Consider the following 24,979-nt stretch of genomic DNA (forward strand, 5'->3'; position numbering starts at 1 on the left):
ACGAGACAGGATGCCAAGCATGATGCGTGTGATTGTGACCCTGGTATTGGCGGGTTTGATGGCCCTGCCGGCCCAGGCTGAATTACTGATCCGGATCACGGAAGGCGCAGATAATGCGCTCCCCGTGGCGGTGGTTCCTTTCGGCGAATCCGGCGGTGTTCAAGTGTCCGAGAACGTCGGACAGATCGTGCGCGACGATCTGGCTATGAGTGGTGAGTTCAAGCCCCTTGAAACCAGTCGCATGCTGAGTTTGCCTAGCAGTTCGGACGACGTGTTTTTCCGGGATTGGCGGTTGCTGGGGCAGAAGTATCTTCTGGTCGGTCAGCTTTCTCCGGGCGACGCGGGGAAGGTGCAGGCCCGCTTCGAGCTGTTCGATGTCAATCGCGAGCAGCGCATTCTCGGGGCCACTGCGTCTGCGCCGGCCAACAATCTGCGCGGGTTGGCGCACCACATCAGTGATCGTGTCTATGAAGCGATTACCGGCAACAAGGGCGTCTTCTCCACCAAAATCGCGTACGTCACACTCGATATGGAGAACGACAAGCGCGTCTACCGGCTGAACGTTAGCGACGTGGACGGCAAGCAGTCCCGTGTGCGGCTCAAGTCGAACGAGCCGATTCTGTCTCCGGCCTGGTCGCCGGATGGACAGAAGCTGGCTTATGTCTCGTTCGAGACGGGGCGGCCTGCGATTTACATCCACCAGCTCAGTAGCGGTGACCGCACCCGCATTGCGCAGTTCCCGGGTCTGAATTCGGCGCCGTCCTGGTCGCCGGACGGTGAATCGATGCTGATGACCTTGTCCCGCGACGGCAATGCCGAAATCTATGAAATGGATATCGATAGCCGGCGGCTGACACGACTGACGGATCACTGGGCGATCGATACTGAGCCGAGCTGGTCAGCCGATGGCGACGAACTGGTCTTTACCTCAGACCGTTCTGGTGGGCCGCAAGTCTATGCCATGGACGACGATGGCGATGACATGCGCCGACTCACATTCGGCAGCCGCTACAATGCGCGTCCGCGCTTTAGTCCGGACGGCGATCACGTCTTCTATGTTCATCAGCGCGATTCCTCATTCCATATCGCGCGGTTGAATATCGAAACCGGTGAAGAAACGATTCTTACCCGGAGCAAACTGGATGAGTCGCCGAGCGTGGCTCCCAATGGACGTCTTTTGATTTATGCAACGCAGCAGGAGGGCAAGAGTGTGCTTGCGGTCATCTCGGCGGACGGTGGTTCCAACTACATCCTACCGTCTCGGTACGGTGATGTACGCGAGCCCGCCTGGTCTCCCTTTATCAATTGACGTTACTCTGTAATCTTTAAGCAACCGATCAAGGATAAGACAAAATGATTCGTACCTATTCCAAGTTTCTTACATTGCTGGTTGCCATGGGCGTCATGGCTGGCTGTAGTTCGACCGCTACCCAGGACGAGGGGTACGGTTCCGATGTTTCCGCAGTCGATCAGGAAGGCGGTAGTGAAGTGTATGGCGGTGAAGGCTCTGACGGCGTGTCTTCGTCAACCATGACCGACGACGAGCGGGCGGCCCAGGCTGAGCAATCGGCACAACGGGAACAGGCTTCGATGCGTAAGGTTACAACCTTCTACTTCGATTTCGATACGTCCGAAATCAAGCCAGAAGCGCGTGACGTCCTGATCGCCCATGCTCAGTACCTGTCAAACAACCCCAGTGCCCGTGCGCGCTTGGAAGGGCACGGTGACGAGCGTGGCACCAAGGAATACAACTTGGCCCTGGGCGAACGTCGGGCCAAGTCGGTCGAGCGCTTCCTGGTCGTCAATGGCGCGTCTCGCGACCAGATCGAGACCATCAGCTACGGTGAAGAAAAGCCGGCGACCATGGGCAGTGGCGAAAGCGCATACGCCCAAAACCGTCGGGTGGAGCTGATTTATCAATAATCAACGCTGAGAGTTCGTCAAAACCGAACTCGTTAAATTAAGCCATCAACAAGGTGTAAGGCACATGAGTCGATATCTCATGGCCGCTTTGGCGCTATCGCTTTGCGGTAGCGCCTTGGCGCAATCGACTGTACCGGCATACCAAAATGCGGATTCCGAGGCTCGCCGCCAGACGGGGGGCAACCAGGCTAATGCCGAACTCTACTTCATGATCGAGCGCCTGCAGCAGGAAGTTCGCCGGCTGCAGGGTGAGGTGGAAGAGCAGCGACACAAGCTTGAACAGCTCTCCCGTCAATCCCGGGAGCGTTATATAGACCTGGATCAGCGCCTGCTCGAGCTTTCACGCAAGCAGGCGGATTCTCCTGCACCGGCGTCTCAATCTCAAACCGCGGCCTCTCAAGCTGCGCCTGAGACATCGGCGCAGCAGCAGGAAACCCGGGAATACCGACAGCCGACGGAACAGGAGCAGGCCGCCTACAACGACATCCTCAACCTGATTCGTCAAGACAAAGCCTATGACCAGGCTATAGACCGCCTTTATGCCTTCATATCGGAATATCCGGAGGGCGATCTCACGGTCAATGCCTATTACTGGTTGGGGGAAGTCTATCTGGTCAAACCCCAGTTACAGCAGGCCAAGCAAGCGTTCTCGATCGTCGCGACGCGGTTTGCCGACCATCGTAAGGCACCGGACGCGTTATATAAGCTGGGGGTAGCGCAGGCACGGATGGGAGACGAACAGGAAGCGAGAAGTACGCTTCAGTCTGTATCCGGCAAGTATCCCAATTCCAATGCCGCGCAGTTGGCGAGCGACTACATGACCAAGATTTGATTAATTTCTACACGGGTTGATCAAGCTGTGAGCAGGTCTTTGTGTTGTCTTAAGATTTTAATGGATTCCGGGAATTTCCCGTGTAAAAAGGGCTTGCCAACCCCCAAAAAATCCGTACCATATGCGCCTCGTTTGGGTCGTTAGCTCAGTTGGTAGAGCAGTTGGCTTTTAACCAATTGGTCGATGGTTCGAATCCATCACGACCCACCACCCGATTCTAGGGCGTTGCGTAAGACGTATCGCCCGGTAGTTTGCCAAACCGTTTCGGGGTCGTTAGCTCAGTTGGTAGAGCAGTTGGCTTTTAACCAATTGGTCGATGGTTCGAATCCATCACGACCCACCATACGCGAGCATGCAGGACATGCTCAGAAAAAGGGGAGCCCACGAAGGCTCCCCTTTTTTGTTTGCCGCAATTGCAGTACCCAAACAGCCTAGCTTCGTGGTGTTTTTTCACCGTCGGTTATTTGAGCGACAGTGGAAACGCTCTCAGAGGTCTTTTGGCCAGCGACCTGCCGGCAAAGGACTTCGAATCGTTGAGTAAAGTCGACATGATTCTGGTGAACCCACTCGTAGGCGCGGTCTATTTTCTGTTGTAAGGCGTTTTCCGGCATATCGAGTAATTGCCCCACCGTTGATTCGATAGCCTCGGGGGTGGTTGGGAATAGCCTGCCCATTTTGAAGGACCCCTTGTTCGCGCATTCAACTAAAAATCCGCGGTCTGAAGTAATAAGCTCATTCATGGGTGGGGCGTCGGTGGCGACAACAACCGAGCCCGACAGCATGGCTTCAATCAGTACGTGTCCGAAGCCTTCGACCTCCGACGGCGCCAGTACAATACCGCAATCACGACGCAGGCTTTTCAGCGTAAAGCTATCAATGTTGCGCCATAAATGAACGTTTGCCGGTAAATCGCCTAGACGGGCGGGATTGTCCATAACGATGTCGAGCCGAGGCCATTCAGGGTGGCGTCTCCAGGCCTCGACAATAGGTGCGGAGCCTTTGCGCGAGCTTTTGCCTGCCACATGCAGAAAACGGCGCAACCTCTCCCGGCGGCACCCCTCCGAGAAGTCGTAGGGCGGTACGGCAGGCTGATTCAGTTGCGGGTTGGAGAAGCCTAGGAATTCAACAACAGCGTGGTAGGGTTCGAAAATAGTGCAGGCTTCATGGGTTTTGCATAATATCCGGTTCAGTTTCGGAAAGTGCCTGAGGTTATGCGGGTAGACCCATTCTTGATTAGGGATGAGCCAATTCACCGACGCAGCGCCGCTGTAGCCCAAGCTCATGTCTTCAAGGTGGATCTGAAGATCGACGTGACGCCTCACTGCGGCTCCCAGTGTCACTTGGGCCCAGTCCAGCAGTCGGTAGATCGCCGGCGAGCGTTTCGTTTTAAAGGCTTCCCACCAAACGATCAGTTTCTTCTCAAACTGCTTGCGTGGCCGTCGGCGTGCAAGCTTGACCTGCCAGCCGCCGTTTTCCAGTAACTCCTGAACGAGCTCGGCGTCTAGCAGCAGTCCGCGACCGGTATTGAGGAATACGATTCTTGCTGATTTCCTATTGCCGGTGCGCACGTCGATGAGGTCCATGCCTGAAATTTTGAAGTCTGTATAATTAGGCGATACAGGGTGCCCCTGAAGTATAAGCAATCCTAATTCTTGAGGGCGAGCGTTTGTTTTTGCTCGATGCCGTCGGGTAGTCTGCTCTCAGCCTCCCGAGGTATCCTTTGCCGCTTTCTCCAATGCTGGCCAACACTTAACGACTGGCCTTTTCCGCCTGTTCGAATGCAGTGGAGGGTAACCTTGCCTTATCATAAGGTTATGACGAAATAATGTCTGATCCGGGGTGGTATAATGACGTTTCGCCCATATAGAGAAGGCATTGATAAAGCGCTATCCGCGTTCACCGGGTGAGTACTGCCTTAGACAGTCCAGCCGGGTATTGAGTGAGAGATGAGAGCCCATGATAAACGCCGACAACAGAATTTTGGTTAAGGAGCATCTTGCCCACGAGGCAGAGCCCCGCGCATTGAGTGGTGATGAAAAACGCCGTCTTGAAGATGAGATCAAGGCGGAGTTGAAAGCGCGTAACGCCGTGTTGGTTGCCCACTACTACACCGATCCGGATATTCAGCGTTTGGCGGAAGAAACGGGTGGTTGCGTATCCGACTCCCTGGAAATGGCTCGTTTCGGCAATCAGCATTCAGCCTCGACCGTGGTGGTCGCGGGCGTAAAGTTTATGGGTGAGACGGCAAAGATACTGAATCCGGAAAAGACGGTTCTGATGCCGACGTTGGAGGCGACCTGCTCACTCGACATAGGTTGTCCGCCTGAGGAGTTCAGTAGATTTTGCGACGAGCATCCTGATCGCACCGTGGTGGTTTATGCGAATACGTCTGCGGCCGTGAAAGCAAGGGCGGATTGGGTGGTGACGTCCAGTTGTGCCCAAAGCATCGTTGAGCACCTTGATTCAAAGGGCGAAAAAATATTGTGGGCGCCTGACAAGCATCTTGGGCGCTACGTCCAGCGTACAACCGGGGCGGACGTCCTGCTTTGGGACGGTTCCTGTATCGTTCATGAGGAATTCAAAGCTCGGGGTGTAGAGGATCTCAAAGCACTCTATCCGGATGCGGCTATCCTGGTTCATCCCGAATCTCCAGAATCGGTCGTCGAAATAGCCGATGTGGTGGGTTCGACATCCCAACTGATTCACGCCGTTCAAACACTGCCCAACGAGCGTTTTATCGTCGCCACCGACAACGGTATTTTCTACAAGATGCAGCAGTTGGCGCCCAACAAAACGTTGATCGAAGCGCCGACAGCGGGCAACGGCGCGACCTGTCGAAGCTGTGCCCATTGTCCCTGGATGGCGATGAACGGTCTGGAAAACCTGCTACACGTGTTGCGCACCGGCGACCAGGAAATTTTTGTGGATGACGCGTTGCGAGAAGCCGCCTTGCGGCCTCTACGCCGGATGCTGGACTTTACCGCATCGATGAATCTCAAGGCGGCCGGCAACGCCTGAGCGCGCTCCGGGGAAGCGGTCTTTCCCCGGCGCTCTTTCGCTAACGGCGCTGCGCCAGGGCCTCCGAAACTTGAGACAGGCGCTGGCTCACGATTTCCCGAACCGGGGTGCCGGGTGGCACCTTGTTCTGCGCTTCCTGGAGCTGGCGACGCGCGGCTTCCAGGTCGCCCACGAGAATATAGTATTCCGCACGCGCCCGGTGTACGCCAACGATGTTGCGGGCCTGACCCTCGGCATCCGACAATTTTTGCCACAGATCAAGGCTTTCCGGGAACGTGTTCGTAAGCTGCGTATATAGGTCGGCTGCCCGTTGGGCGTGGCCGGCCTCGTAATGAGCGGCCGCTAATTGGTAGAGGATCGGGTAGTTGCCGGGGTTGCGATGAAGTGCGGACTCCAGCAATTGGATAGCTTCGTCGGTCTTACCGCTCATGAGCAGGGCTTCGGCGAGACTTACCTGGAAAGTAATACGTCCCGGGTTGCTCCCTAAAAGTTCCCGCAGAATTGTTTCGGCCTTGGCGGGTTCTTCTGCTCGCAGGTAGGCCACCGCAAGGCCGTAACGTGCAGCGGCCTCGGCTACTTCACCGCGACCTTCGACGTACGACTGGAACACATCGACAGCCTGTTGGGGCGATTGAGCGTAATGCACCTGCAGACGGACTCGAACCAGATGATATTCCAGGGTATCGTCGAAATCCCCCTGGGGATACTGACTGGCGCGGTTGCGGGTGTCGGAGATGCGGCTTTGCGTCAGGGGGTGGGTCGACAGATATTCCGGTGGCTGGCCACCCTGAAGGCGGTTCTGGCGCATCATGATTTCGAACATCTCAGGCATACCGCGTGGGTCCATGCCTGCTTCGGCCAGAATCTCGAGACCCACCCGGTCGGCTTCCTGCTCGTTAGACCGGCTGTACTGCAGCATGTTCTGGATAGCAAGCGCCTGGGTGCCCGCAATGGCGGCAATGCCAACGTCGGATTTCGTTACCGCTGACAAGATGATGCCGGCAAGCATGCCGGCGATGGTCATGGGCGTGCTGGTTTCCTGTTGTTCCATGCGCCGGGCGAAATGGCGCTGGCTTAAATGCGCCAATTCGTGCGCCATGACCGAAGCAAACTGCTGTTCGGTCTCGGCGTTGAGGAAAAGGCCGCCGTTAACACCGATGATCCCGCCGGGAACGGCAAAGGCATTGATGGCCGGACTGTCGATCACCACCAGGTTGAGGTCGCGATTCTCAAGCGGCGCGAAGGGGACCAGGCGATAGACGACGGAGCTGAGGTAATCGACGACGAGCGGATCGTTGATCTGTTCGGCGGATCTACGCAGGGACTGCATGACCTGGCGGCCGATAGCCGCTTCCTGCTGCTCTGAAATCAGTCCGCCTCCCACACCGCCCAAGGTGGGTAGGGCACTATCCTGGGCGTGCAGCGGTGTTGTCGCCGATAGGCTTAACATAAGCCCGACGGCGATCCCCCTCAGGTACTTATTTTGATGCCGGCGGTGGGGGGCTGAAGCATGATGCATAGCAGGACTGATATACTCTCAAGTGCATGAAGATGCTGGCATGACTGCGGTGTAATGCAGTGGCGCCAGCGCGGATCATGACAGATTTAAAAGACTTTGGAACCTATTCTTCCGTTCCCGGCGGTCGTTAACCTCAACAACGTCCGACCTGAACAATCATCGATACCAACAACTATTCTGGCTGATATGACTGATCACGTTCTCGATACCAGCGGGTTACGCTGCCCCATGCCCTTACTCAAGACCAAGCTCCAATTGAACGCAATGCAACCGGGTGAAATGCTCGAAGTTATTGCTACAGACCCGGGTTCCGCTCAGGATATCCCGTCCTTCCTGAAACACACGTCGCATTCACTGGAAAAATCGGAAGAATCAGAGGGGATGTACCGCTTTCTGATACGCTGTGGCGAATCGCGCTAGACGGAGTCGTTAATGGTCAGAATTATTCGGGGCCTGGCCCACAAGTATTTTTCCGATGATGAGGCAGTGATCCTGTTCCTGCTATTGGTCATCGGGACGCTGGGTGTCATCTGGCTGGGGCATATGCTGGCGCCGGTGATTGCGGCGGTCATCATCGCCTTTATCCTGCAGGGCTTGGTGACCAAGCTGACGGATAAGGGAATGCCTAATACCGTTGCCGTTATCCTCGTCTACCTGCTGTTCCTTGGCGTCCTGGTTGGTTTTCTACTGGGGATGCTGCCATTACTTTGGGTGCAATTGACCTCCCTGGCGGGAGAGGCCCCGCGGATTTTCCGCGAGATGCAGAGCTATCTCGAACTACTGCCACAAGAGTATCCCACCCTCGTATCCATGGGGTCGATCAATAGCCTGTACCAGCAAGTGACAGCGGAAGTCGCTAATTTCACCCAGTGGCTCGTGTCGTTTTCTCTGTCCAGCATTCCGGATGTGATGGCGATACTCATCTATCTGGTATTGCTGCCCATCCTGGTCTTCTTTTTCTTGAAGGATCGGGATGTGCTGATGAACGCATTGGCCTCGACCTTGCCGCAGCAGCGACCGATGATGCGGCGGATTTGGCACGAGGTGAACCAGCAATGCGCCAACTATGTCCGGGGCAAGGCGGTGGAAATCGTCATTGTCGGCGGCGTGACGTTCGTGGCATTCCGTATTATGGGGCTGCCCTATGCGGCGCTATTGTCGTTGCTGGTGGGGCTATCGGTGGTCATTCCCTACATCGGCGCGGCTGTGGTCACCATTCCTGTAGCGATGATCGGTCTTTTCGCCTTTGGCTGGAGCAGTGAGTTTATCTGGTTGATGGTGATTTACGGGATCATCCAGGCCTTGGATGGCAACGTGCTGGTCCCCGTCCTGTTCTCGGAGGTCAATAACCTGCATCCGGTTGTCATCATTATTGCCGTGCTGTTTTTTGGCGGCATATGGGGGTTGTGGGGCGTATTCTTCGCTATTCCTTTGGCGACCATGCTTAAAGCCATTTTTGCAGCCTGGCCGGTGCGTCACTCGCCAAGTCGGGGCAGGGTCTGATAGCACTGATTCAATAGAACACAGGGTCGGAAATGGCCTTTGAGATAAAAGGCGCAGCCGTCAGAGGCTGCGCCACGCTATCCATTCTCAGTCGTGCCGCTCTGGCGGATTAGAGGCTTTGAACGGCTTTCAGAACCTCTTCTACGTGGCCGTTCACCTTCACGCCGCGCCATTCCTGCCGCAGTACGCCTTCCTTATCGATAATAAAGGTGCTGCGCTCGACCCCCAGACTCTCTTTGCCGTACATCTTCTTGAGCTTGATCACGTCGAAAAGCGTGCACAGGCTTTCGTCCTTGTCAGATAGCAAGTCGAAGGGAAATCCCTGTTTGGCCTTGAAGTTTTCATGGGATTTGATGCCATCGCGGGAGACGCCGAAGATGACCGTATCTGCTTTCTCGAAAGCTTCGTGATGGTCGCGGAAATCGCCGCCCTCGGTGGTGCAGCCCGGAGTGCTGTCTTTGGGGTAGAAGTAGATGACGACGTTTTTGCTTCCACGAAAATCCGACAGCGTAATGTCCTTGTCGCCGGTGGCCGGCGTGGTGAAATCAGGTACGGGTTTATTGAGTTGTACTGCGCTCATGGCTTCTCCTTACTTCGAATAGGGCTGTTTTGACAAAAGTCGGTTAGGGGGCGACAAGAATGGTTGTTTCGGTTGTCACCCGCAATTACCATTACCGTTTTACGCGAACGGAGTCTTTATGATCACTGGTAGCCTCGTCGCTTTGGCCACCCCTATGCACCCGGATGGCGAAGTCCACTGGGAACAGCTAGACAGTCTGGTTGATTTCCACCTGGAAAACGGTACACACGGTATTGTAGCCGTAGGCACGACCGGTGAATCATCCACGCTCGATCCCGATGAGCATTGTCGTGTTATTGGCCACATTATCAAGCGTGTGAACGGACGCATCTCGGTGATCGCGGGTACCGGAGGCAACTCTACCCGCGAAGCTATCGAACTGACGACCGAGGCTCATAAACTTGGCGCGGACGCCTGCCTGCTGGTCGTTCCGTACTACAACAAGCCTACCCAGGAAGGCCTTTATCGCCATTTCCGCACCATCGCCGAGGCGGTACCGGTCGATCAGATTCTTTACAACGTTCCTGGCCGTACCGCCTGTGACATGATGAATGAGACTGTGGAGCGTCTGGCGGACATTCCCAATATCATCGGCATCAAGGACGCAACCGGAAATATCCCCCGTGGCGAAGATCTTATCCGTCGGATCGAAGGCCGCATGGTGGTTTACTCGGGTGACGACGCCACTGCAGCCGACCTCATGCTTTGCGGTGGCAAGGGTAATGTCTCCGTTACGGCTAACGTTGCGCCACGCGGCATGGCAGACTTGTGCGAAGCTGCGATTGCCGGTGATCGGGCCCGGGTGGAAAGCCTCAATGAAAAACTCATGCCGCTGAATCGCAAGCTGTTTCTTGAGGCCAATCCCATCCCGGTCAAATGGGCCCTGCATCGTATGGGGCTGATTGCTGAAGGTATTCGCCTGCCGCTCACGCCGCTCGATCCCAAGTTTCACTCTGAAGTCGAGGAAGCGCTGACCAGCGCGGGCGTTCTTTGAGTCAACACAAACAGGTGGGGGTGGGCGAAACAGGCCTGTCCCAAAGTCGTTTGATGCAAGCTTATCCGAAACGTGCCTGCCTGCTGGCGGGCGCTGTGATGCTGAGCCTCGTTTCAGGCTGTGGTCTGATCCAGGACCGTTCCGACGAATACCGTAACGCGCCTGCCGGCGATCCGATAAAAGTACCGGACTGGCAGAGCAAAGCACGGATTCAACCCGTATATGCCGTTCGTGATGCCGATGCCGGAGATGCTGTCGCGCAGGGCGAGTTCTCGGTACCTGAGCCCCCGGACATGACCTCCGAGATCCTTGACGAAAACTATGTCGTCGAAGAGCTGAACGGGCAGGTCTGGCTACTGGTTAACGAGGTGCCCGGTCGAGTCTGGCCAATGGTGTCGTCCTATCTGACGGAGCGGGGCCTTGGCGTCGCCCGGGAAAATCCACAAATAGGCTTGCTGCAAACCGATATCGCCAATTATAGCCAGCGCGCCCGTTCTCTACTGGCTCTTTCCGGTGAGGACGCCAGCAGTGACTTGACCTTGGTGCAGTCTCGGATTGCGCCGGGTGTGCGGCGCAAGACTACGGAGATTCAATTCCGCATCCGTAAAGAACCCGCGCGGCCGGACGCTATGCTCCAGTGGCCATCCGAAACCACCGTAATGGCTCAAGAGAAAGAATTGCTGGCAGACTTGGGCAACTACCTGAAGGAACGGGAAGATACCAAGTCATACTCCCGGGCGGCGTTAAGCATTCCCAGTGCGCCCAAGGTGAAGCTGGTTTCCGGTCAAAGCGACGATCCGCATATCGAGATGGAGCTGAGCTTCGATCGCGCGTGGTCAGAAGTTAACCGGGCTTTATCCGAGGCCGATATTCCACTGGTCGATATTGACCGGAGTGCGGGGCAGTTCTACGTGGATTATCGAAGCGAAGAAGAGCTCGAATCCGGCTGGTTCGACTGGTTTGCAGATCCGCCCAAACCGGAGTACACGTATCTTGTAACGATCCGTCAGGATGGGGATGTGGTTAGCCTGCGAACCCAGGTTGCGCCCGATTACGATGGCGACAATCGATCCGCTCGACTGCTGTCAGAACTTTTTGAGTATCTCTATTGATATTCGAGTACATCTATTAATCGAGTTCCTCTATTAATAAAGGGTATTGCAAAGCGTCGCTTATGCAGTGGTTTTGCAACACCCTCAACAGGCAACGCGACCGGCGGTTCGTTGGACTGCCGGCACCCACCGGAGAATGATGATGGAAAAGCGCGAAGCGCTCTACTCAGGTAAGGCCAAGTCGGTCTACACAACCGACGACCCCGACCGCTTCGTGTTGCTCTTTCGTGACGACACCTCTGCTTTCGATGGCGAGAAGAAAGAGCAACTGGCCCGCAAGGGTATGGTGAATAACCGGTTCAATGCGTTCATTATGGAGAAACTTGGGGCCGCAGGTATTCCCACTCATTTCGAGAAACTACTCTCGCCGGTGGAATCTCTGGTCAAGAAGCTCGATATGGTTCCGGTGGAGTGCGTCGTGCGCAATTACTCGGCCGGTAGCCTGTGTCGCCGGCTGGGCGTAGAGGAAGGGCTGGCGCTATCGCCACCGACGTTCGAGTTGTTCCTGAAAAACGACACCATGCATGACCCGATGATCAACGAATCCCTGGCTGAAACTTTCGGCTGGGCAAAGGCTGAAGATCTGGCGCAAATGAAGACGTTGACCTACCGGGTGAACGAGATCTTGAGTTCTCTTTTCGATGACGCCGGCATGCTCTTGGTGGATTACAAGCTCGAATTCGGCCGCTTCAACGGCGAGATTGTCCTAGGTGATGAATTCAGCCCCGATGGCTGCCGCATTTGGGACAAGGAAACTCGCAGGAAAATGGACAAAGACCGCTTCAGGCAGGGCCTGGGCGAAGTCATCGAAGCCTACGAGGAAGTGGGCAGCAGGCTTGGCATCCAGTTCGACTGAGGATTCCGCGAAGGCGCAATCGAACGCCCTGAACATCAATGAACAAAAACAGGTGAGCAACATGAGAAAGACGGCAATTGTACTACTCGGCGGCCTGACCTGCTTCAGCACGGCGACGGTCGCTGACGTTTTGGGCTTAGGGGCTAACGTCAGCTACTGGGATTCGGATCTAACCGGCACGGCCAGTCAGGGATCGGATTCGGTCGATGTCGATAACGACCTGAACCTGGACAGCGATAGCAACGCCAACTTGACGGCCATATTTGAACATCCCATCCCACTGATCCCAAACGTGCGCCTGAACTACACGGCTATTGAGCAGAGCGGGCGTGGCGAGCTCAGTCTAAGCGGTTACGATGGTATCCCCGCAGGCGCGGATGTTCGGTCAGAGCTGGACTTGGATCAGCTTGACCTGACGCTGTATTACGAGTTGCTCGATAACTGGGTGAATCTCGACGCGGGCCTGACTGCCCGGAAAATGGATGGCAAGCTCACCATACGAGATATCACAGATATTGCCACCGTGAGCAAAACCGAGGTGGACGCCGTGATCCCCATGCTTTATGCCGCTGCGCGCTTTGATTTGCCGTTGACGGGCCTCTCCGTGGGTGTGGAGGGTAACGGCATCAGTTACGGGGGAGATTCGATTATCGACGGCGCCGGCTATGCGCAATACGACATTTCGCTGTTGCGGTTGCGTGCAGGTTACCGCCAGATGAATATCGATTACGAAGATGGCGACGAAACCCTGGATATTGAGTTGGGCGGGCCGTTTATCAGCGCTGGTGTCGACTTCTGAAGATTGTCGGAGTCATTCAGAAGTTGCAGAGCTTTTGGACTTAGAAAGAGCGCCTGACGGCGCTCTTTTTTTGAACGGCCGCTTGGCATACGCTTGGGAGAAAGACTTCCCGGAAGAGCGCACATTCGGGATGCGAGGTCCCATTCGGCTTGGTCCATTGTATTGAACGCATAGAAACGGGAGATTACCTTGAAAATACTGGTCACCGGCACCGCGGGCTTTATCGGCTCTCATCTAGCGCATCGACTGCTGGCGCGCGGCGATGAGGTCATTGGCGTAGATAACGTCAACGACTACTACGACGTGAACCTCAAAGAGGCCCGTCTGGCCAGGTTGACACACCAGGATGGCTTCACCGAAATTCGGCGGGACGTCGCCGACAGAGAAGCCATGGAAGGCGTCTTCCGAGAATTCCAGCCGGAGCGGGTTGTTCATCTGGCTGCTCAAGCGGGCGTGCGCTACTCGCTGGAAAACCCACACGCCTATGTCGACGCCAATCTTGTCGGCTTCATGAATATCCTCGAGGGCTGCCGCCACAACGACGTCAAGCACCTGGTCTACGCTTCCAGCAGTTCCGTCTATGGTGCCAATGAAGCCATGCCGTTCTCGGTACACGACAACGTGGACCATCCCCTAAGCCTCTACGCAGCGTCCAAAAAAGCCAACGAGCTTATGGCGCATACGTATAGCCATTTGTATGGTTTGCCGACCACGGGGCTGCGTTTCTTCACGGTCTACGGGCCTTGGGGGCGTCCTGACATGGCGTTGTTTATCTTCACTAAGAAGATCCTGTCTGGCGAACCGATTGACGTATTCAACCATGGACATCACAAACGGGACTTTACCTACATCGACGACATTGTCGAAGGTGTCATACGTACGTTGGACCATGTTGCCGAGCCTAATAGCGAATGGAGCGCGGCCGACCCGGATCCGGGCACCAGCAATGCGCCTTATCGTTTGTACAACATCGGGAGCAACAACCCCGTTGAGTTGAGTCGCTTTATCGAGATTATCGAAGAGCGCCTCGGTCGCAAGGCCGAGAAAAACTTTTTGCCCCTACAGCCCGGCGACGTGCCGGCGACCTATGCGGACGTTCAGGCGTTGATCGACGACGTTGGTTACAAACCGAACACGCCGGTAGAAGAGGGGATTGCTCGTTTTGTAGACTGGTATCGGGATTTTTACCGGATTTAAGTCGATTTTTTCCTGATCCGGTAAAAAACGGGTTGACCGTCCCGATCCGGATCAGTATATTTCTCCCCCGTTGACGGAGGACCATAGCTCAGTTGGTTAGAGCGCTACCTTGACATGGTAGAGGTCGGCAGTTCGAATCTGCCTGGTCCTACCAATAAAAAAAGCGCCCCGAGAGGGCGTTTTTTTTATTGGTCAAAACGAGCGATTTGAACTGCCGAAGGCAGCTCGACTCGAGCAAAGCGAGAGAACGTCGGAGCTACGCGACGACGGCCCGAAGGGTGAGGCGAAGCCGAATAATCTGCCTGGTCCTACCAATAAAAAAAGCGCCCCGAGAGGGCGTTTTTTTATGGGTCAAAACAAGCGACTTGAACTGCCGAAGGCAGCTCGCCGGCACAGCGGAGCGCTACTCCACCAATCAGCGCTCTAAAGCTCACCGCCTCAGAATTAACTTCCGCACCGCACTCCACCGATTAATCAGCAATGCCGCGAAGATCAGCGAGCACCCGCTCAGCTGAACGGCTGACATTGACTCGCCAAACCAGGCCGTAGCGAAAAGGGCGACCCAAACGGGCTCTAGCACAAGGATCACAACGCCATGGCTGTGGGTCGATAGGCTTTGAGCGTAGGTCTGGACGAAGAATCGGCCGGCTGTACCGATAGTGGCACTGGCCAGCACCCAAATCCAAAGCATGGGTTCGGCGTTGGTCAAGGTGGGAGACCACGGCTCGCGAAAAGATGAGATGACCAGCGTAACGAAGCCCACGGTCGTCAGCGCGATAGCGGTCAGCGCCAATGCCGGTACGCGTTCTTTACGCTGGTCTTTACCGTCAGGCCGTTGAGCTATGCGGGTGTTGGCTGCCCGGGTATTCAAGGTGAAATAGAGCGCGAAAATAAACGCCGCGATTACGAAGAAAAGCTGACCCGGCTCGGGGCGAAAACCGTTGCGTAACGACAGCAGAGCGAGCCCGGCGATAGCAATGGGCAGGGCCAGCCAGGTCGAAACGGGTTGGGTTTCCTTGAACGCGATACGCGCGATCACCGGTACGATAACAACCCCGATACTTGTCAGGAAGGCGCCTTCACCTACGTTTTCGGTCAGGAATAACCCGGTAATCCAACAGCTCATGGCGACCCCGAAAACCAGCCCCACGCCCACCGCGCGGCGCAGCTGGTCGGCACTCAGCCGCCGAATCTGACGATGGCCGGCAACCATCAGTATCGATCCGGCGAGCAGGAATCGAAGCGCCATGAAGAGCAGCGGCGGCATGAGCAGCACCGCTTCCTTGGAAAACATCCAGCTGATTGCTGCTAATAAAGTAACAACAACCATCAAAAGGTCGGATTTTCTAGAATCAGGGAGGTTCATGCGGTGAAACAACTCTTCGCTGTGTAAAACGCGAGCAGTTTAGCATGAGATCGTTAGGGAGCGAACGTTATACCTTTGACTGACGACGGTCCGTTTCATCCCCAAATCGCCCTTTGGATTCCGCTAAAACCTCCTCGGACGACATCTTAGAAAGAGCCGCTTTTCGCATTGGCCTCGAGTTCGAAACGCAAGTGCACATCATCACCCACCATATCGAGCCCGTAGTCCATTCCCCATTCGCTGCGCTGGATAGTGGTCGTGGCAGAGAGGCCCAGGGTGTACTTTCCGTGTCCAAAGGGGTACTCCGCCGTCTTGTTCAGGGTAACGTCCAATGAGACGGGGTGAGTCTGGCCGAGCATTGTGAGGTCGCCAGCCAGAACGCCTTCTTTGTCGCCCTTCTTGGTGAAGTCGGTGAACTCAAAGACGATGTCCGGATATTCTTCGGCATTCAGGAAATCGTCACCACGCAGGTGCTCGTCCCGATCGTCGTTGTCGGTGAACACGCTATCGCTTTGCACGACAACCTTGCCCGCGCCAAATTCGCCGGTTTCTTCATCGTACGCAAAGTGGCCTTCGGCCTCTGTGAAAAAGCCCAGTACGCTAGCGTAGCCCAAATGGTTAACAGCAAAGGAAATGGAAAAGTGCTCTGGATCGATGGTGAACTCGATGGGCTCGGCATAGGCCGGTACCACCGCCATCAACGCGAAAGGTAATGCCAGGGCATGTTGAGAAAGGCGTCGCATGTTGTTTCTCCTTAGATTGGTTTTTTTGCTTCAGGGCTCCTTAGCAACCAGCCAATGTCCTTCCCAAAAGAGTAGACCAGTAGGGCGAGGGAAAGGGCGAGGAAGGCCATCGCCAAACCTGACGGAACGGGCGGGAGCAAGCAGATCACCAGCGTGACCAGTTGCCACACGCAAACCGTCTTGCGCCTAAAACTTTCCGGTAGCGGCTGGTTCAGCACAGGGTAGAACCAGCCTGCAATGACGAAGGCATAGCGCATCAAGCCAATCAGCAGCACCCAGGCACCGGCTTTCTCGAGCGTGATCAACAGTCCGCAGAGGATAAGGATCAGTAACGCATCGAGTTCCATGTCGAAGCGGGCGCCAAAAGCGGATTGGCTCTGGGTACGGCGGGCGGCCGCGCCGTCCACGCCATCCAGGATCAGCGCCGCCAGGGTGATGAAAGCGACTATCCAGGCATGTGCCTGAGCGTACTCAGCAAAGGGGATGAAGCCGGCTACGGTGCAGATCAGCGCTCCGCGCGCCAGGGTGATGCGATTAGCAGGCCCAAGGGAGCTTACATCCACCGGCCGCTTGTCCGGTGACGCGCGCTTCCAGAAAAGGCCGACAACCCCGCCAAGACCAAGGCCCAAAAGGGCAGTAAAAAGGATGAACGGGGCCGAGAGATCGAGCGCCGCTGCGAGGGCAGCCGCGGCGCTGACCGTAAGGCCGGCCGCCGCAGCCAGTTCCAGAGTCACTTTAGCGGGCAGACCCGCTGACGTGGAAAGATCCATACCCGGCCCCCGGCGTAAACATAGTGCCGCTTAACTCAGAGTCACATTTGGTGCCGTTCTGGCGCCCAGTTCCTGAAACGTCTTAGGATCGTCACTGGAGGTTCTCAGAACAGCCGCATCAATCGAAGCTTGCAAGACATCTTAGTGTAATGCTTTATCCTGTGTACGGCTTTATTGAAAGCCTGGATGGCTGACTGAACTGGCGTCTGAATTGATGGCTGGATTAATAGATGGCTGGTTTAATAAAAAGGAGCAAGTCATGAGCGAATCGGCTGCGGGCCATAACTCTCATTATGACTCTCGGCGCAATTCTCGCCCGGACTACCAGGGCAGAGCGTACTGGATTACCGCACCGAGGCAGGGCGAGATCCGGCCGGTGACCGTCGACCGCAGCGACTTGGACGATTCCGACGATGTGATTGTCGAATCCCTGTACAGCGGCGTTAGTCGGGGTACGGAGAGTTTGGTGTTCAACGCAGCAGTTCCGGAATCGGAATATCAGCGCATGCGTTGTCCGTTTCAGGAAGGGGAGTTTCCGGCGCCGGTTAAATACGGTTATGCCAACGTGGGGCGAGTGTTGGAGGGATCGCCCCAGTTGCGCAACCGGGTTGTGTTTTCCTTGTTCCCTCATCAAACCTGTTTTCGCGTGCCTAAGGCCGCGGTGACGCCGTTGCCTGACGGCCTGCCGCCTGAACGGGCTATCCTGGCCGCCAACATGGAGACGGCGGTTAACGCGCTTTGGGATGCGTCGCCCCGTGTTGGCGACCGTATCGCGGTAATCGGCTGTGGCGTCATCGGTTGCCTGGTAGCCTGGCTGGCTAACCGCATACCGGGGACGCGGGTGGTGGCGATCGATCCCAAGTCGCAACGTCAATCGGTTCTGGCCGGCCTGGGTGTGGCCTTCCATACCGCTGCTGACGGCCGCGACGACTACGACGTGGTGATTCACGCGAGCGGCCACCCTGAAGGGCTCAACACCGCACTGGGGATGGCCGGTCTGGAAGCTCGCATCGTCGAAATGAGCTGGTATGGCGAACAGCCGGTGAATCTGATGTTGGGCGGCGCCTTCCACTCACGCCGGCTTTCTGTGATATCCAGCCAAGTTGGGCGCGTGTCGCCAGTGCAGGCGCCGCGCTGGTCCTATGGCGACCGCATGGCCCTGGCCCTGCGTCTCATGCAGACGCCGGAACTGGACAGCTTGATCAACTCGGAAAGCCGCTTTGATCAATTGCCTCAGCGCATGGGTTCCATCGCGTCTAACGACTCGGATGTCCTGTGCCATCGTATTATCTATTAATCGCCTTAGGTTCTTTATACGCCTTTTGATGATCGCTTAAGAGTAAGGAAATCTTATGTTCAGCTTGACGGTGCGTGATCACATGATGATCGCCCACAGCTTTAATTCACCGCGTTTCGGCCCGGCTCAGCAACTCCACGGGGCGACCTATATCGTCGATGTCACGTTTTTCCGGGAGCAGCTCGATGCTGATGACTTGGTGGTGGACATTGGCCTTGCCTCCGAGCAACTCAAAGCGGTGGTCAACGAATTCAATCTGACCAACCTGGATGCCAGGGAGGATTTCAAGGGCCGCAATACCACCACGGAATTCATGGCCAAGGTCATTTTTGACCAGGTGGCTGAACGTATCCGCAGCGGCGCCTTGGGCGACGAAGCCAAAGAGGTGAGCCGATTGAAGGTCTCGCTTAGCGAATCCCATATTGCCTGGGCGACATTCGAAAATGCGCTCTGATCAGCCGCAAACCGTCTTTCTCGTACCGGGTGACCCCAACCAACGAACCGGGGGTTATGGTTACGTCAGAAGTATTGTCGGGAGCTTGCGCGAACGCGGCCAAAATGTGCGGCTGAGTGGATTGGAGGGTGCCTTCCCGGAAACCGACACGTTGGCCCAACAGTCCCTGGACGACGCTCTCGACGAGCTGGCCGACCGTACGACCGTGATCATCGACGGACTCGCGCTGAGCGGTCTACCGCCCCTGCAAGCCCGGCACACGACACGCTTGCGGGTGCTGGCGCTGGTGCACCATCCGTTGGCGGATGAGACCGGTCTCTCGCAAGAGCGGCAACGGGCCTACTTCGCTAGCGAGAAGGCAGCTCTGCGTCATGTAAAAGGCGTGATCGTAACCAGCGAATTTACCGCGCGGCGATTAATTGATTTCGATGTTGAGCCGGCGAGAATTGAGGTTGTGACACCCGGTGTCGATAAGCCCGACAGCATCGGGCCGGATCGCTTCCGAACACCTGAGCAACCCTTTCGCCTGCTGTGCGTGGCTACCCTGGCACCGCGAAAAGGACAGGATTTGCTGGTGGAGGCTCTGGCCCAATGTCGGGACTACCCCTGGCACTGCTCGCTGGCGGGATCGACAGAACGTCACCCTGACTTCGTCGCCTCTTTGCGCAAGCAGATTGAGCAGCTCGGCTTGGCCGAGCGTATCGACATCTGTGGAGAGCTCGGTGAGCAGGCGCTCGCCCAGGCTTACAGAGGCGCCGATGTTTTCATACTGCCGTCCTGGTACGAGGGTTACGGCATGGTGGTGACCGAGGCTTTAGCTTACGGCTTACCGGTGATTACCACCACCGGCGGTGCGTTGGCCTTCACGGCGGCCAGCGAGGCATCGATCAAGGTGCCGCCGGGTGATGTGACGGCGCTCCGTGCGGCGCTTACGCAGGTTTTAAGCGAGCCTGAACGGCATCGGCAACTGGTGGCGGGTGCGGGACGAGCGAGAAACAACCTGCGGAGCTGGTCGGATGCCGGCGAGGCCTTTGCCGACGCCATTCAGAAACTTCTCAACTGAGGTCAACTTTCCAATGAAAATGAGTTCGCGTGGATGAGTGAGTCTTTGTTGCACGAAACCGCGTGGTTCGACAGCGATTGGCTGGCCGCTCGTGAAGCCGCCGACCATGCAGCACGCAACGTTGACTTGACCCAACGACTGAGTGAGTGGGTGCGAGGCCGTCGCTTGAACCAAGAGAGCTACCGTGTGGTGGATTTGGGGTGTGGCACAGGTTCGAATATGCGATTCCTCGCGCCGCAACTACCAGACGGGCAGGGGTGGCTGTTGGTTGACCAGGACGCCGCTCATCTCGATGCCGCCGAGCGTCTGTGCGATGGCCTTCCCGGCGTGGACAGCTTTACAACACTCCGGTTGGGCATCGAACGTGAAATTGTGGCGGCCATTCCCACGGATACCGATATCGTGTCGGGCTCGGCGCTGCTGGATCTGGTGTCGGCTCCGTGGATGGCTGAGATGACCGAACGGGTTGCCGGTATGGGCGCTGCCGCCCTGTTTACGCTGTCTTATAGCGGGGACTTCGCGATATCGCCAACGCTTCCGGACGATGCGCTGATACGCGACGCGGTGAACCGCCATCAACGCTCTGAAAAGGGCAGCGGAGAGGCCCTCGGCCCCGATGCGTGGTTACACTGTATCCGCGGTTTTGAAGATCGCGGTTATCGTGTGTTTTCAGCGCCATCGCCTTGGCTGCTCGGGCGGCGGCAACGCGATCTCCAAACCCAGCTCTTCCAAGGCTGGGCCGTAGCGGCAGCCGAGCAGAGGCCCGAGATGGCTGCCCGGATCGATAGCTGGCTCGCCGAAAGGCTGTCTCTGCTGACGGATAGCGCCGCACAGGCGCAAGTCTTCCATCAAGATGTTTTGGCGCTGCCAGCGGCAGGCGATTCCGACGCTGCATGAGCCGGTTTCCTCCCTCCCGCCTCAAATGGCCCCTCCTCAAATGGCTTTGGACCCTCGCCATTCTGGCCGGCGCAGTTTTCGCTTTTGGCCAGACAGATCTCGTTTCCAGGTTAGCAAACTTATCGCTTACCGCGGTTGCGCTCGCTCTCGCCCTTTTTACCGTTCAAGTTGGCCTGTCGGCTTGGCGATGGCGCTTCACCGCGAGACAGCTCGGGCTTTCCATCGACGGCGTCAACGCTGTGCGTGAGTACTACCTTGCTACATTCATAAACCAAGTTCTGCCCGGCGGTGTGCTGGGTGACGCCAATCGGGCCTTGCGCCACGGCAAGTCAACCCAGCGCCCGACGGAGGCCATACACGCAGTTATGATCGAGCGACTGTCCGGTCAGATCGTGCTTGCGTTGCTGGCAGGGGCCGTGTGGTTCATGACGCCGGTCACGTCTCCGGAATCGCCGTTGGTATGGGAGATAGGGGGCGTTGGCTCAACGGCGCTGATCATCGGCGTGCTTATCGTGCTGACGCTAGTTGCTCTGCTGTTCCGCGCGCGCCTGCGGGCGTTCGCCGGGGCCTTCCGCCACGCGCTTTGGGTTGGGTTGATCAAGCCGCGGGTATTGATAGTGCATCTGGTTAGTTCCGTAATTGTGGTAGGCAGTTACGTGTTGGCCTTCGTGGTGCTGGGCTGGGGCATGGAGGCTGCAATGCCCCTAAGCGTGCTCGTACCGTGCGTCTTATGTCTTTTGCTGGTTATGGCGATTCCCGTCACCGTGGCCGGTTGGGGTATCCGCGAGGGCGTGGCCGGAGCGCTTTGGCTCTGGGCGGGCTATCCGGCCGAAGAAGGATTGGCGTTGAGTATTGCCTACGGCACGCTCTTCATGATTTCGAGTTTACCGGGGGCTTTGTTTTTAGCCCTGTCTTTAATCCCGCGATTTCAGGGCCTTGCGAAACGCATGTCGAACAGGTAGTCGGTAGTCAGGTTATAGACGTGAGTATTCGGGCGATGCGCTTGGTCGAGGGTGTCGATGTCCGTTAGCTGCAGGGCAGGGACGCCGCTGCCGATAATCATCGGCGCGACGATCAGGTGCAGGTGGTCCAGTAGCCCGGCCTCGAGGAAGCTGGAGACGGTTTGGCTGCCGCCTTCGATAAAAATCCGCTGGTATCCGTGGTCGTGCAAAGTCCGGACGATGCTTTCGGGAGTGAACTGAGCGTGACCATCAGCGACCTGCAATTCGTTTCCTGCACGAGGTGCATCGGCGACGAGACGGTAAGTGGGTATAGCCTGATCGCCGAATAAGGTGTAGGCGTTGGTAATGCCTCGGCGAGGATCGATCACCACGCGATCAGGTTGGCGCCCGTCAACCCGGCGCACGGTTAGTCTCGGGTTATCGGCCCGCACCGTGCCGGCACCGACGACCACAACGTCCGCCATGGCACGCAGACGGTGCAGGTGATCCAAGCCCCCTTCGCCATTGATGTAATGGGAGGCGCCCGTGACCGTGGCGATCCGGCCGTCCAGACTTTGGCCAACCTGGGCGAAGACCTTTGAACGGCTTTGTGGATGGCAAAGTGGCATGAAACAGTCGAACAAATCCTCCACCTGCTGGTCATCGGGCTCGACATGCAGTGCCCATCCACCATCGGCCAGAGTGGTTAACAGCGGGGTTGTATCGTCGCCGAGAATGACCGGCCCGGTGACGGGAGAGGACCGCACTTTAAGTAGTAACTGCCAGGCGGTGCGGGAACTGATCCGATTTAAAGCCATCTCTGTAAACATCCTTAAACTAAAGCATCTGTCAGCCAATGAATGCCCTGTATAGTCCAGTAGAGGATACAGCTGAACGATCTAACATTGGCCTGGCCTTGGCATTACCGGCCCTTAGCATGAGGCCTCGGGCCTGCGAACTAAGATTTGGGTGACGGGCCAAGTAGCGAATGGACCGTAACCGGCGCGGGCTATCGAACAGAGCGCCGGTATGCGTGTACCAGTGTACTTGAACCACAAGGATTTGGATGATGCGGAAGGTCCAGCGAGCGATAGTCGAACTGAAAGCCGGCTATCCGGTATTGGTCAGCAACGGTGACGAGGCGGAACTGGTTTTCAGTGTCGAGGGCCTCGAGTCGCCGTCCTTCAGAGCATGGCTGGGTGAACTCGATAGCTCCACCCTTAGGTTGACGCTAACGCCTAAGCGACTGGAGAGTCTCGGCATCGAGTGTGCTGGCGCGGGAGGCGTGTTGGATGTGCCGCTAGACGATCGGGACGATATGGCTGCCGTTGTCGAAACCGTGCGCGTTCTAAGTTCGGAGTGCGCGCCGCAAGGCGGCTTTTTCTCTGACTTCGGGACACCGGGCGTCATTCAGGAAGCCGGACTGGTCTTGATGCGCCAGGGTCGACTGTTGCCTGCTTCGGTCTCCGTTACAGTACCGGCCGCGGCTTGGTCGGACGTGCATGCCGCGCTCTACGCCCAGGATCTAATAAAGGTGGAAGCCCGGGACGTGCTGGCGTTTGATGGGTCGGTTGCCCAGCATCTTATACGTATTTCAGAAGCTCAAGTGCCCCTTGAGGGTGCTGAAGAAACGCGCTTTGTCATGTTTCGGGAGGGCGGCGGATTGCGTGAGCACCTGGCGTTGATGATCGGCGGTTCTGCGAACTGGCCCGATCCGGTACCGGTGCGCATGCATTCGGCCTGCTTAACCGGCGACCTTTTCGGCAGCCTGCGCTGCGATTGTGGCGAGCAGTTGCGAGGCGCTGTTCAATCGATTATGGCCGCGGGCGGCGGCATTCTCCTGTACCTGGCCCAGGAAGGCCGCGATATCGGTCTGGCCAATAAGTTGCGCGCTTATAGTCTGCAGGATAAGGGCTTGGACACTGTGGATGCGGACCAGGTCCTAGGCTTTGGCGAGGACGAGCGTCAATACGGTATTGCGGTAAGCATGTTGCGGTCCCTCGGAATCAATCGCATCGATCTTTTGACCAATAATCCCGCCAAGCTCCAGGCAATGCGTGACGGCGGCATCGAGGTTGGCCAGCGCCGAGAGCTGTTGGGCAAGGTGACGCCCCACAATCGCCGTTATCTGGCCGCCAAAGCTGAAAGGGCGGGGCACCTGCTGGAGACAGCACTGAAGGCTGGAGGGCATTGAGGAGCCTTTGAAAACCAAAGACAATCCTGATGTTATCCTGAGACGCCCTAACCGACCTAACGCAGCAGCTTAAGGTTAAACTGTTGCGCTTCCCGGATCGTGATGGCCAGGGCCTGCGCAAAATGGCTGACAAGCTTCTCCCCTTGAGCCGGGGTGGCTTGGGCGGCGCGGCCGACGACACCCGCGGGGTTAAGATCTTGGCCCATCCATGCAAACGCGGCCTCGCTTTCCGGACCGAGCTTTTCGTTGTCTGCCAGTCGTCCCTCATCGAGGGCCTCGAAGTTCTGCAAGTGTTCCTGTCTCACCGCATCGGGGGCCAAGTGCAGCATCATTGCCGTTTCCAGCTCGCCGCCATGAATGCCTCGCGACAGCTCCGAAGCGGTTACTAGCGCCTCCGGCGTCTTGAACCGAAAGTAGTTGGCCTTCACGACGAGCATGCCGAACCGCTGACGTAGCTGTAGGGCGGCAAGATCGATGACCTGCCGGTTGCCCCCGTGACTGTTGAAGATCACCAGCCGGTGCACGCCGCTGGCGGCCACCGACTGGCCAATATCCACGAGCACGTCGATGGCGGTATCCGGCCGCAGCGACAGTGTGCCAGGGAAGGCTGTGTGCTCCAGGCTCAGCCCAACCGTCACCGTCGGCAACACCAATACGGAGCCACGGTCTATTTGCTCCAGTGACTGTGGTGGTTTCAGGGACTTTGTTGATTCCCGTGACTCCGGTGATTCCAGTGACAGCGATTTTAGTGCGCTCCTGAGGATGCTTTCGCCAATCGTCAGGTCGGTGGATAGCGGCAGGTGAGGGCCATGCTGTTCGATGGCAGCGACCGGCAGGATGGCTACGGTTTTGTCGCCGACGATGCTGGCGAGCTCACCGGTGGTCAGGTCCTGCCAGTAATGAATGGATGTGCCCATACGT

25 protein-coding genes, 3 tRNA genes and 1 other RNA gene are annotated in these 24,979 nt (G+C 56.9%); 21 read left to right on the forward strand and 8 right to left on the reverse strand.

All coding sequences use genetic code 11. From position 1 onward, the window contains the following. Nucleotides 1-19 precede the first annotated feature (19 nt). The 5 genes from tolB (at nucleotide 20) to FXO11_RS08225 (ending at nucleotide 3,098) form a co-directional block, all read left to right on the forward strand. Nucleotides 20-1,309, forward strand: coding sequence for a Tol-Pal system beta propeller repeat protein TolB (tolB, locus tag FXO11_RS08205; RefSeq protein ID WP_148862529.1), 1,290 nt, complete (start codon nucleotides 20-22; stop codon nucleotides 1,307-1,309). Between the two features lie 44 nt (nucleotides 1,310-1,353). After that, a complete protein-coding gene (gene pal, locus FXO11_RS08210; RefSeq protein WP_148862530.1) occupies nucleotides 1,354-1,923 on the forward strand; it encodes a peptidoglycan-associated lipoprotein Pal in 570 nt (189 codons plus the stop codon). A 64-nt stretch (nucleotides 1,924-1,987) separates the two neighbouring features. Beyond that, nucleotides 1,988-2,755 (forward strand): tol-pal system protein YbgF, encoded by a 768-nt coding sequence (ybgF, locus tag FXO11_RS08215; protein WP_148862531.1) that lies wholly within the window; start codon nucleotides 1,988-1,990, stop codon nucleotides 2,753-2,755. 134 nt (nucleotides 2,756-2,889) lie between these two features. Next, nucleotides 2,890-2,965, forward strand: a tRNA-Lys gene (locus FXO11_RS08220). A 57-nt stretch (nucleotides 2,966-3,022) separates the two neighbouring features. Further along, a tRNA-Lys gene (locus FXO11_RS08225) sits at nucleotides 3,023-3,098 on the forward strand. An 88-nt stretch (nucleotides 3,099-3,186) separates the two neighbouring features. Here the strand turns inward: FXO11_RS08225 and FXO11_RS08230 are convergent. Then, nucleotides 3,187-4,338 (reverse strand): glycosyltransferase, encoded by a 1,152-nt coding sequence (locus tag FXO11_RS08230; protein ID WP_148862532.1) that lies wholly within the window; start codon nucleotides 4,336-4,338, stop codon nucleotides 3,187-3,189. A 373-nt stretch (nucleotides 4,339-4,711) separates the two neighbouring features. On the opposite strand from FXO11_RS08230, the gene nadA reads away from it, so the two are divergent. Next, on the forward strand, nucleotides 4,712-5,773 hold the full coding sequence (gene nadA, locus FXO11_RS08235; RefSeq protein ID WP_148862533.1) for a quinolinate synthase NadA: 1,062 nt from the start codon (nucleotides 4,712-4,714) through the stop codon (nucleotides 5,771-5,773). A 40-nt stretch (nucleotides 5,774-5,813) separates the two neighbouring features. Here the strand turns inward: nadA and FXO11_RS08240 are convergent, their stop codons facing one another. Continuing rightward, nucleotides 5,814-7,292, reverse strand: coding sequence for a M48 family metalloprotease (locus FXO11_RS08240; protein ID WP_148862534.1), 1,479 nt, complete (start codon nucleotides 7,290-7,292; stop codon nucleotides 5,814-5,816). A gap of 186 nt (nucleotides 7,293-7,478) precedes the next feature. On the opposite strand from FXO11_RS08240, the gene FXO11_RS08245 reads away from it, so the two are divergent. Beyond that, on the forward strand, nucleotides 7,479-7,712 hold the full coding sequence (locus tag FXO11_RS08245) for a sulfurtransferase TusA family protein (protein ID WP_148862535.1): 234 nt from the start codon (nucleotides 7,479-7,481) through the stop codon (nucleotides 7,710-7,712). A 12-nt stretch (nucleotides 7,713-7,724) separates the two neighbouring features. Then, the gene (locus tag FXO11_RS08250; RefSeq protein WP_148862536.1) at nucleotides 7,725-8,795 is read left to right on the forward strand and encodes an AI-2E family transporter; all 1,071 of its coding nucleotides are present in this window, start codon (nucleotides 7,725-7,727) and stop codon (nucleotides 8,793-8,795) included. A gap of 109 nt (nucleotides 8,796-8,904) precedes the next feature. On the opposite strand, the gene FXO11_RS08255 is transcribed toward FXO11_RS08250, so the two are convergent. Next, a complete protein-coding gene (locus tag FXO11_RS08255) occupies nucleotides 8,905-9,375 on the reverse strand; it encodes a peroxiredoxin (protein ID WP_148862537.1) in 471 nt (156 codons plus the stop codon). A 118-nt stretch (nucleotides 9,376-9,493) separates the two neighbouring features. On the opposite strand from FXO11_RS08255, the gene dapA reads away from it, so the two are divergent. From dapA to FXO11_RS08290, 7 genes are all read left to right on the forward strand, one after another. Then, nucleotides 9,494-10,369 carry a 4-hydroxy-tetrahydrodipicolinate synthase gene (gene dapA / locus FXO11_RS08260; protein WP_148862538.1) on the forward strand — a complete coding sequence of 292 codons (876 nt, stop codon included), beginning with the start codon at nucleotides 9,494-9,496 and terminating at the stop codon, nucleotides 10,367-10,369. Further along, on the forward strand, nucleotides 10,366-11,481 hold the full coding sequence (gene bamC, locus FXO11_RS08265) for an outer membrane protein assembly factor BamC (protein WP_227546080.1): 1,116 nt from the start codon (nucleotides 10,366-10,368) through the stop codon (nucleotides 11,479-11,481). Before dapA ends, bamC begins: the two co-directional genes overlap by 4 nt. 142 nt (nucleotides 11,482-11,623) lie before the next feature. Beyond that, nucleotides 11,624-12,337, forward strand: a complete 714-nt coding sequence (gene purC / locus FXO11_RS08270) for a phosphoribosylaminoimidazolesuccinocarboxamide synthase (RefSeq protein ID WP_148862539.1) — start codon at nucleotides 11,624-11,626, stop codon at nucleotides 12,335-12,337. Nucleotides 12,338-12,398: 61 nt separating this feature from the next. Continuing rightward, nucleotides 12,399-13,136: a TIGR04219 family outer membrane beta-barrel protein gene (locus tag FXO11_RS08275; RefSeq protein WP_148862540.1), complete on the forward strand. Its 738-nt coding sequence runs from the start codon at nucleotides 12,399-12,401 to the stop codon at nucleotides 13,134-13,136. 189 nt (nucleotides 13,137-13,325) lie between these two features. Continuing rightward, the gene (locus FXO11_RS08280) at nucleotides 13,326-14,333 is read left to right on the forward strand and encodes an NAD-dependent epimerase (RefSeq protein WP_148862541.1); all 1,008 of its coding nucleotides are present in this window, start codon (nucleotides 13,326-13,328) and stop codon (nucleotides 14,331-14,333) included. Nucleotides 14,334-14,410: 77 nt separating this feature from the next. Then, nucleotides 14,411-14,487: transfer RNA gene (locus tag FXO11_RS08285), tRNA-Val, on the forward strand. A gap of 30 nt (nucleotides 14,488-14,517) precedes the next feature. Next, nucleotides 14,518-14,647: non-coding RNA, RtT sRNA (locus tag FXO11_RS08290), on the forward strand. 116 nt (nucleotides 14,648-14,763) lie between these two features. On the opposite strand, the gene FXO11_RS08295 is transcribed toward FXO11_RS08290, so the two are convergent. The 3 genes from FXO11_RS08295 to FXO11_RS08305 all read right to left on the reverse strand — a co-directional run bounded on the left by FXO11_RS08295 (nucleotide 14,764) and on the right by FXO11_RS08305 (nucleotide 17,212). Next, complete coding sequence (locus FXO11_RS08295) at nucleotides 14,764-15,699, reverse strand: DMT family transporter (RefSeq protein WP_148862542.1); 936 nt, start codon at nucleotides 15,697-15,699, stop codon at nucleotides 14,764-14,766. Nucleotides 15,700-15,845: 146 nt separating this feature from the next. Continuing rightward, nucleotides 15,846-16,442, reverse strand: a complete 597-nt coding sequence (locus FXO11_RS08300; RefSeq protein WP_148862543.1) for a YceI family protein — start codon at nucleotides 16,440-16,442, stop codon at nucleotides 15,846-15,848. A gap of 11 nt (nucleotides 16,443-16,453) precedes the next feature. After that, nucleotides 16,454-17,212 carry a CDP-alcohol phosphatidyltransferase family protein gene (locus tag FXO11_RS08305; protein ID WP_148862544.1) on the reverse strand — a complete coding sequence of 253 codons (759 nt, stop codon included), beginning with the start codon at nucleotides 17,210-17,212 and terminating at the stop codon, nucleotides 16,454-16,456. Between the two features lie 259 nt (nucleotides 17,213-17,471). Between FXO11_RS08305 and FXO11_RS08310 the strand changes: the two genes are divergently transcribed. The 5 genes from FXO11_RS08310 to FXO11_RS08330 are packed head-to-tail and all read left to right on the forward strand — an operon-like array spanning nucleotide 17,472 to nucleotide 21,885. Beyond that, nucleotides 17,472-18,509, forward strand: a complete 1,038-nt coding sequence (locus FXO11_RS08310; RefSeq protein WP_202980305.1) for a zinc-dependent alcohol dehydrogenase — start codon at nucleotides 17,472-17,474, stop codon at nucleotides 18,507-18,509. Nucleotides 18,510-18,564: 55 nt separating this feature from the next. Continuing rightward, the gene (locus tag FXO11_RS08315; protein WP_148862545.1) at nucleotides 18,565-18,963 is read left to right on the forward strand and encodes a 6-pyruvoyl trahydropterin synthase family protein; all 399 of its coding nucleotides are present in this window, start codon (nucleotides 18,565-18,567) and stop codon (nucleotides 18,961-18,963) included. Further along, nucleotides 18,953-20,026, forward strand: a complete 1,074-nt coding sequence (locus tag FXO11_RS08320) for a glycosyltransferase family 4 protein (RefSeq protein WP_148862546.1) — start codon at nucleotides 18,953-18,955, stop codon at nucleotides 20,024-20,026. Before FXO11_RS08315 ends, FXO11_RS08320 begins: the two co-directional genes overlap by 11 nt. 33 nt (nucleotides 20,027-20,059) lie before the next feature. Continuing rightward, nucleotides 20,060-20,923: a class I SAM-dependent methyltransferase gene (locus tag FXO11_RS08325; RefSeq protein ID WP_148862547.1), complete on the forward strand. Its 864-nt coding sequence runs from the start codon at nucleotides 20,060-20,062 to the stop codon at nucleotides 20,921-20,923. After that, nucleotides 20,920-21,885: a lysylphosphatidylglycerol synthase transmembrane domain-containing protein gene (locus FXO11_RS08330; protein ID WP_148862548.1), complete on the forward strand. Its 966-nt coding sequence runs from the start codon at nucleotides 20,920-20,922 to the stop codon at nucleotides 21,883-21,885. Before FXO11_RS08325 ends, FXO11_RS08330 begins: the two co-directional genes overlap by 4 nt. Here FXO11_RS08330 and FXO11_RS08335 read toward each other — a convergent pair. After that, nucleotides 21,852-22,682: a RibD family protein gene (locus FXO11_RS08335; RefSeq protein ID WP_148862549.1), complete on the reverse strand. Its 831-nt coding sequence runs from the start codon at nucleotides 22,680-22,682 to the stop codon at nucleotides 21,852-21,854. The two genes, FXO11_RS08330 and FXO11_RS08335, sit on opposite strands and share 34 nt — an antisense overlap. A gap of 248 nt (nucleotides 22,683-22,930) precedes the next feature. Between FXO11_RS08335 and ribA the strand changes: the two genes are divergently transcribed. After that, complete coding sequence (gene ribA, locus FXO11_RS08340) at nucleotides 22,931-24,058, forward strand: GTP cyclohydrolase II RibA (protein WP_202980306.1); 1,128 nt, start codon at nucleotides 22,931-22,933, stop codon at nucleotides 24,056-24,058. 56 nt (nucleotides 24,059-24,114) lie between these two features. On the opposite strand, the gene FXO11_RS08345 is transcribed toward ribA, so the two are convergent. After that, entirely contained in the window at nucleotides 24,115-24,975 is an 861-nt protein-coding gene (locus FXO11_RS08345) for a creatininase family protein (protein WP_148862550.1), read from the reverse strand. Nucleotides 24,976-24,979 lie beyond the last annotated feature (4 nt).

This window comes from Marinobacter fonticola (genome assembly GCF_008122265.1).
Lineage (GTDB): Bacteria > Pseudomonadota > Gammaproteobacteria > Pseudomonadales > Oleiphilaceae > Marinobacter_A > Marinobacter_A fonticola.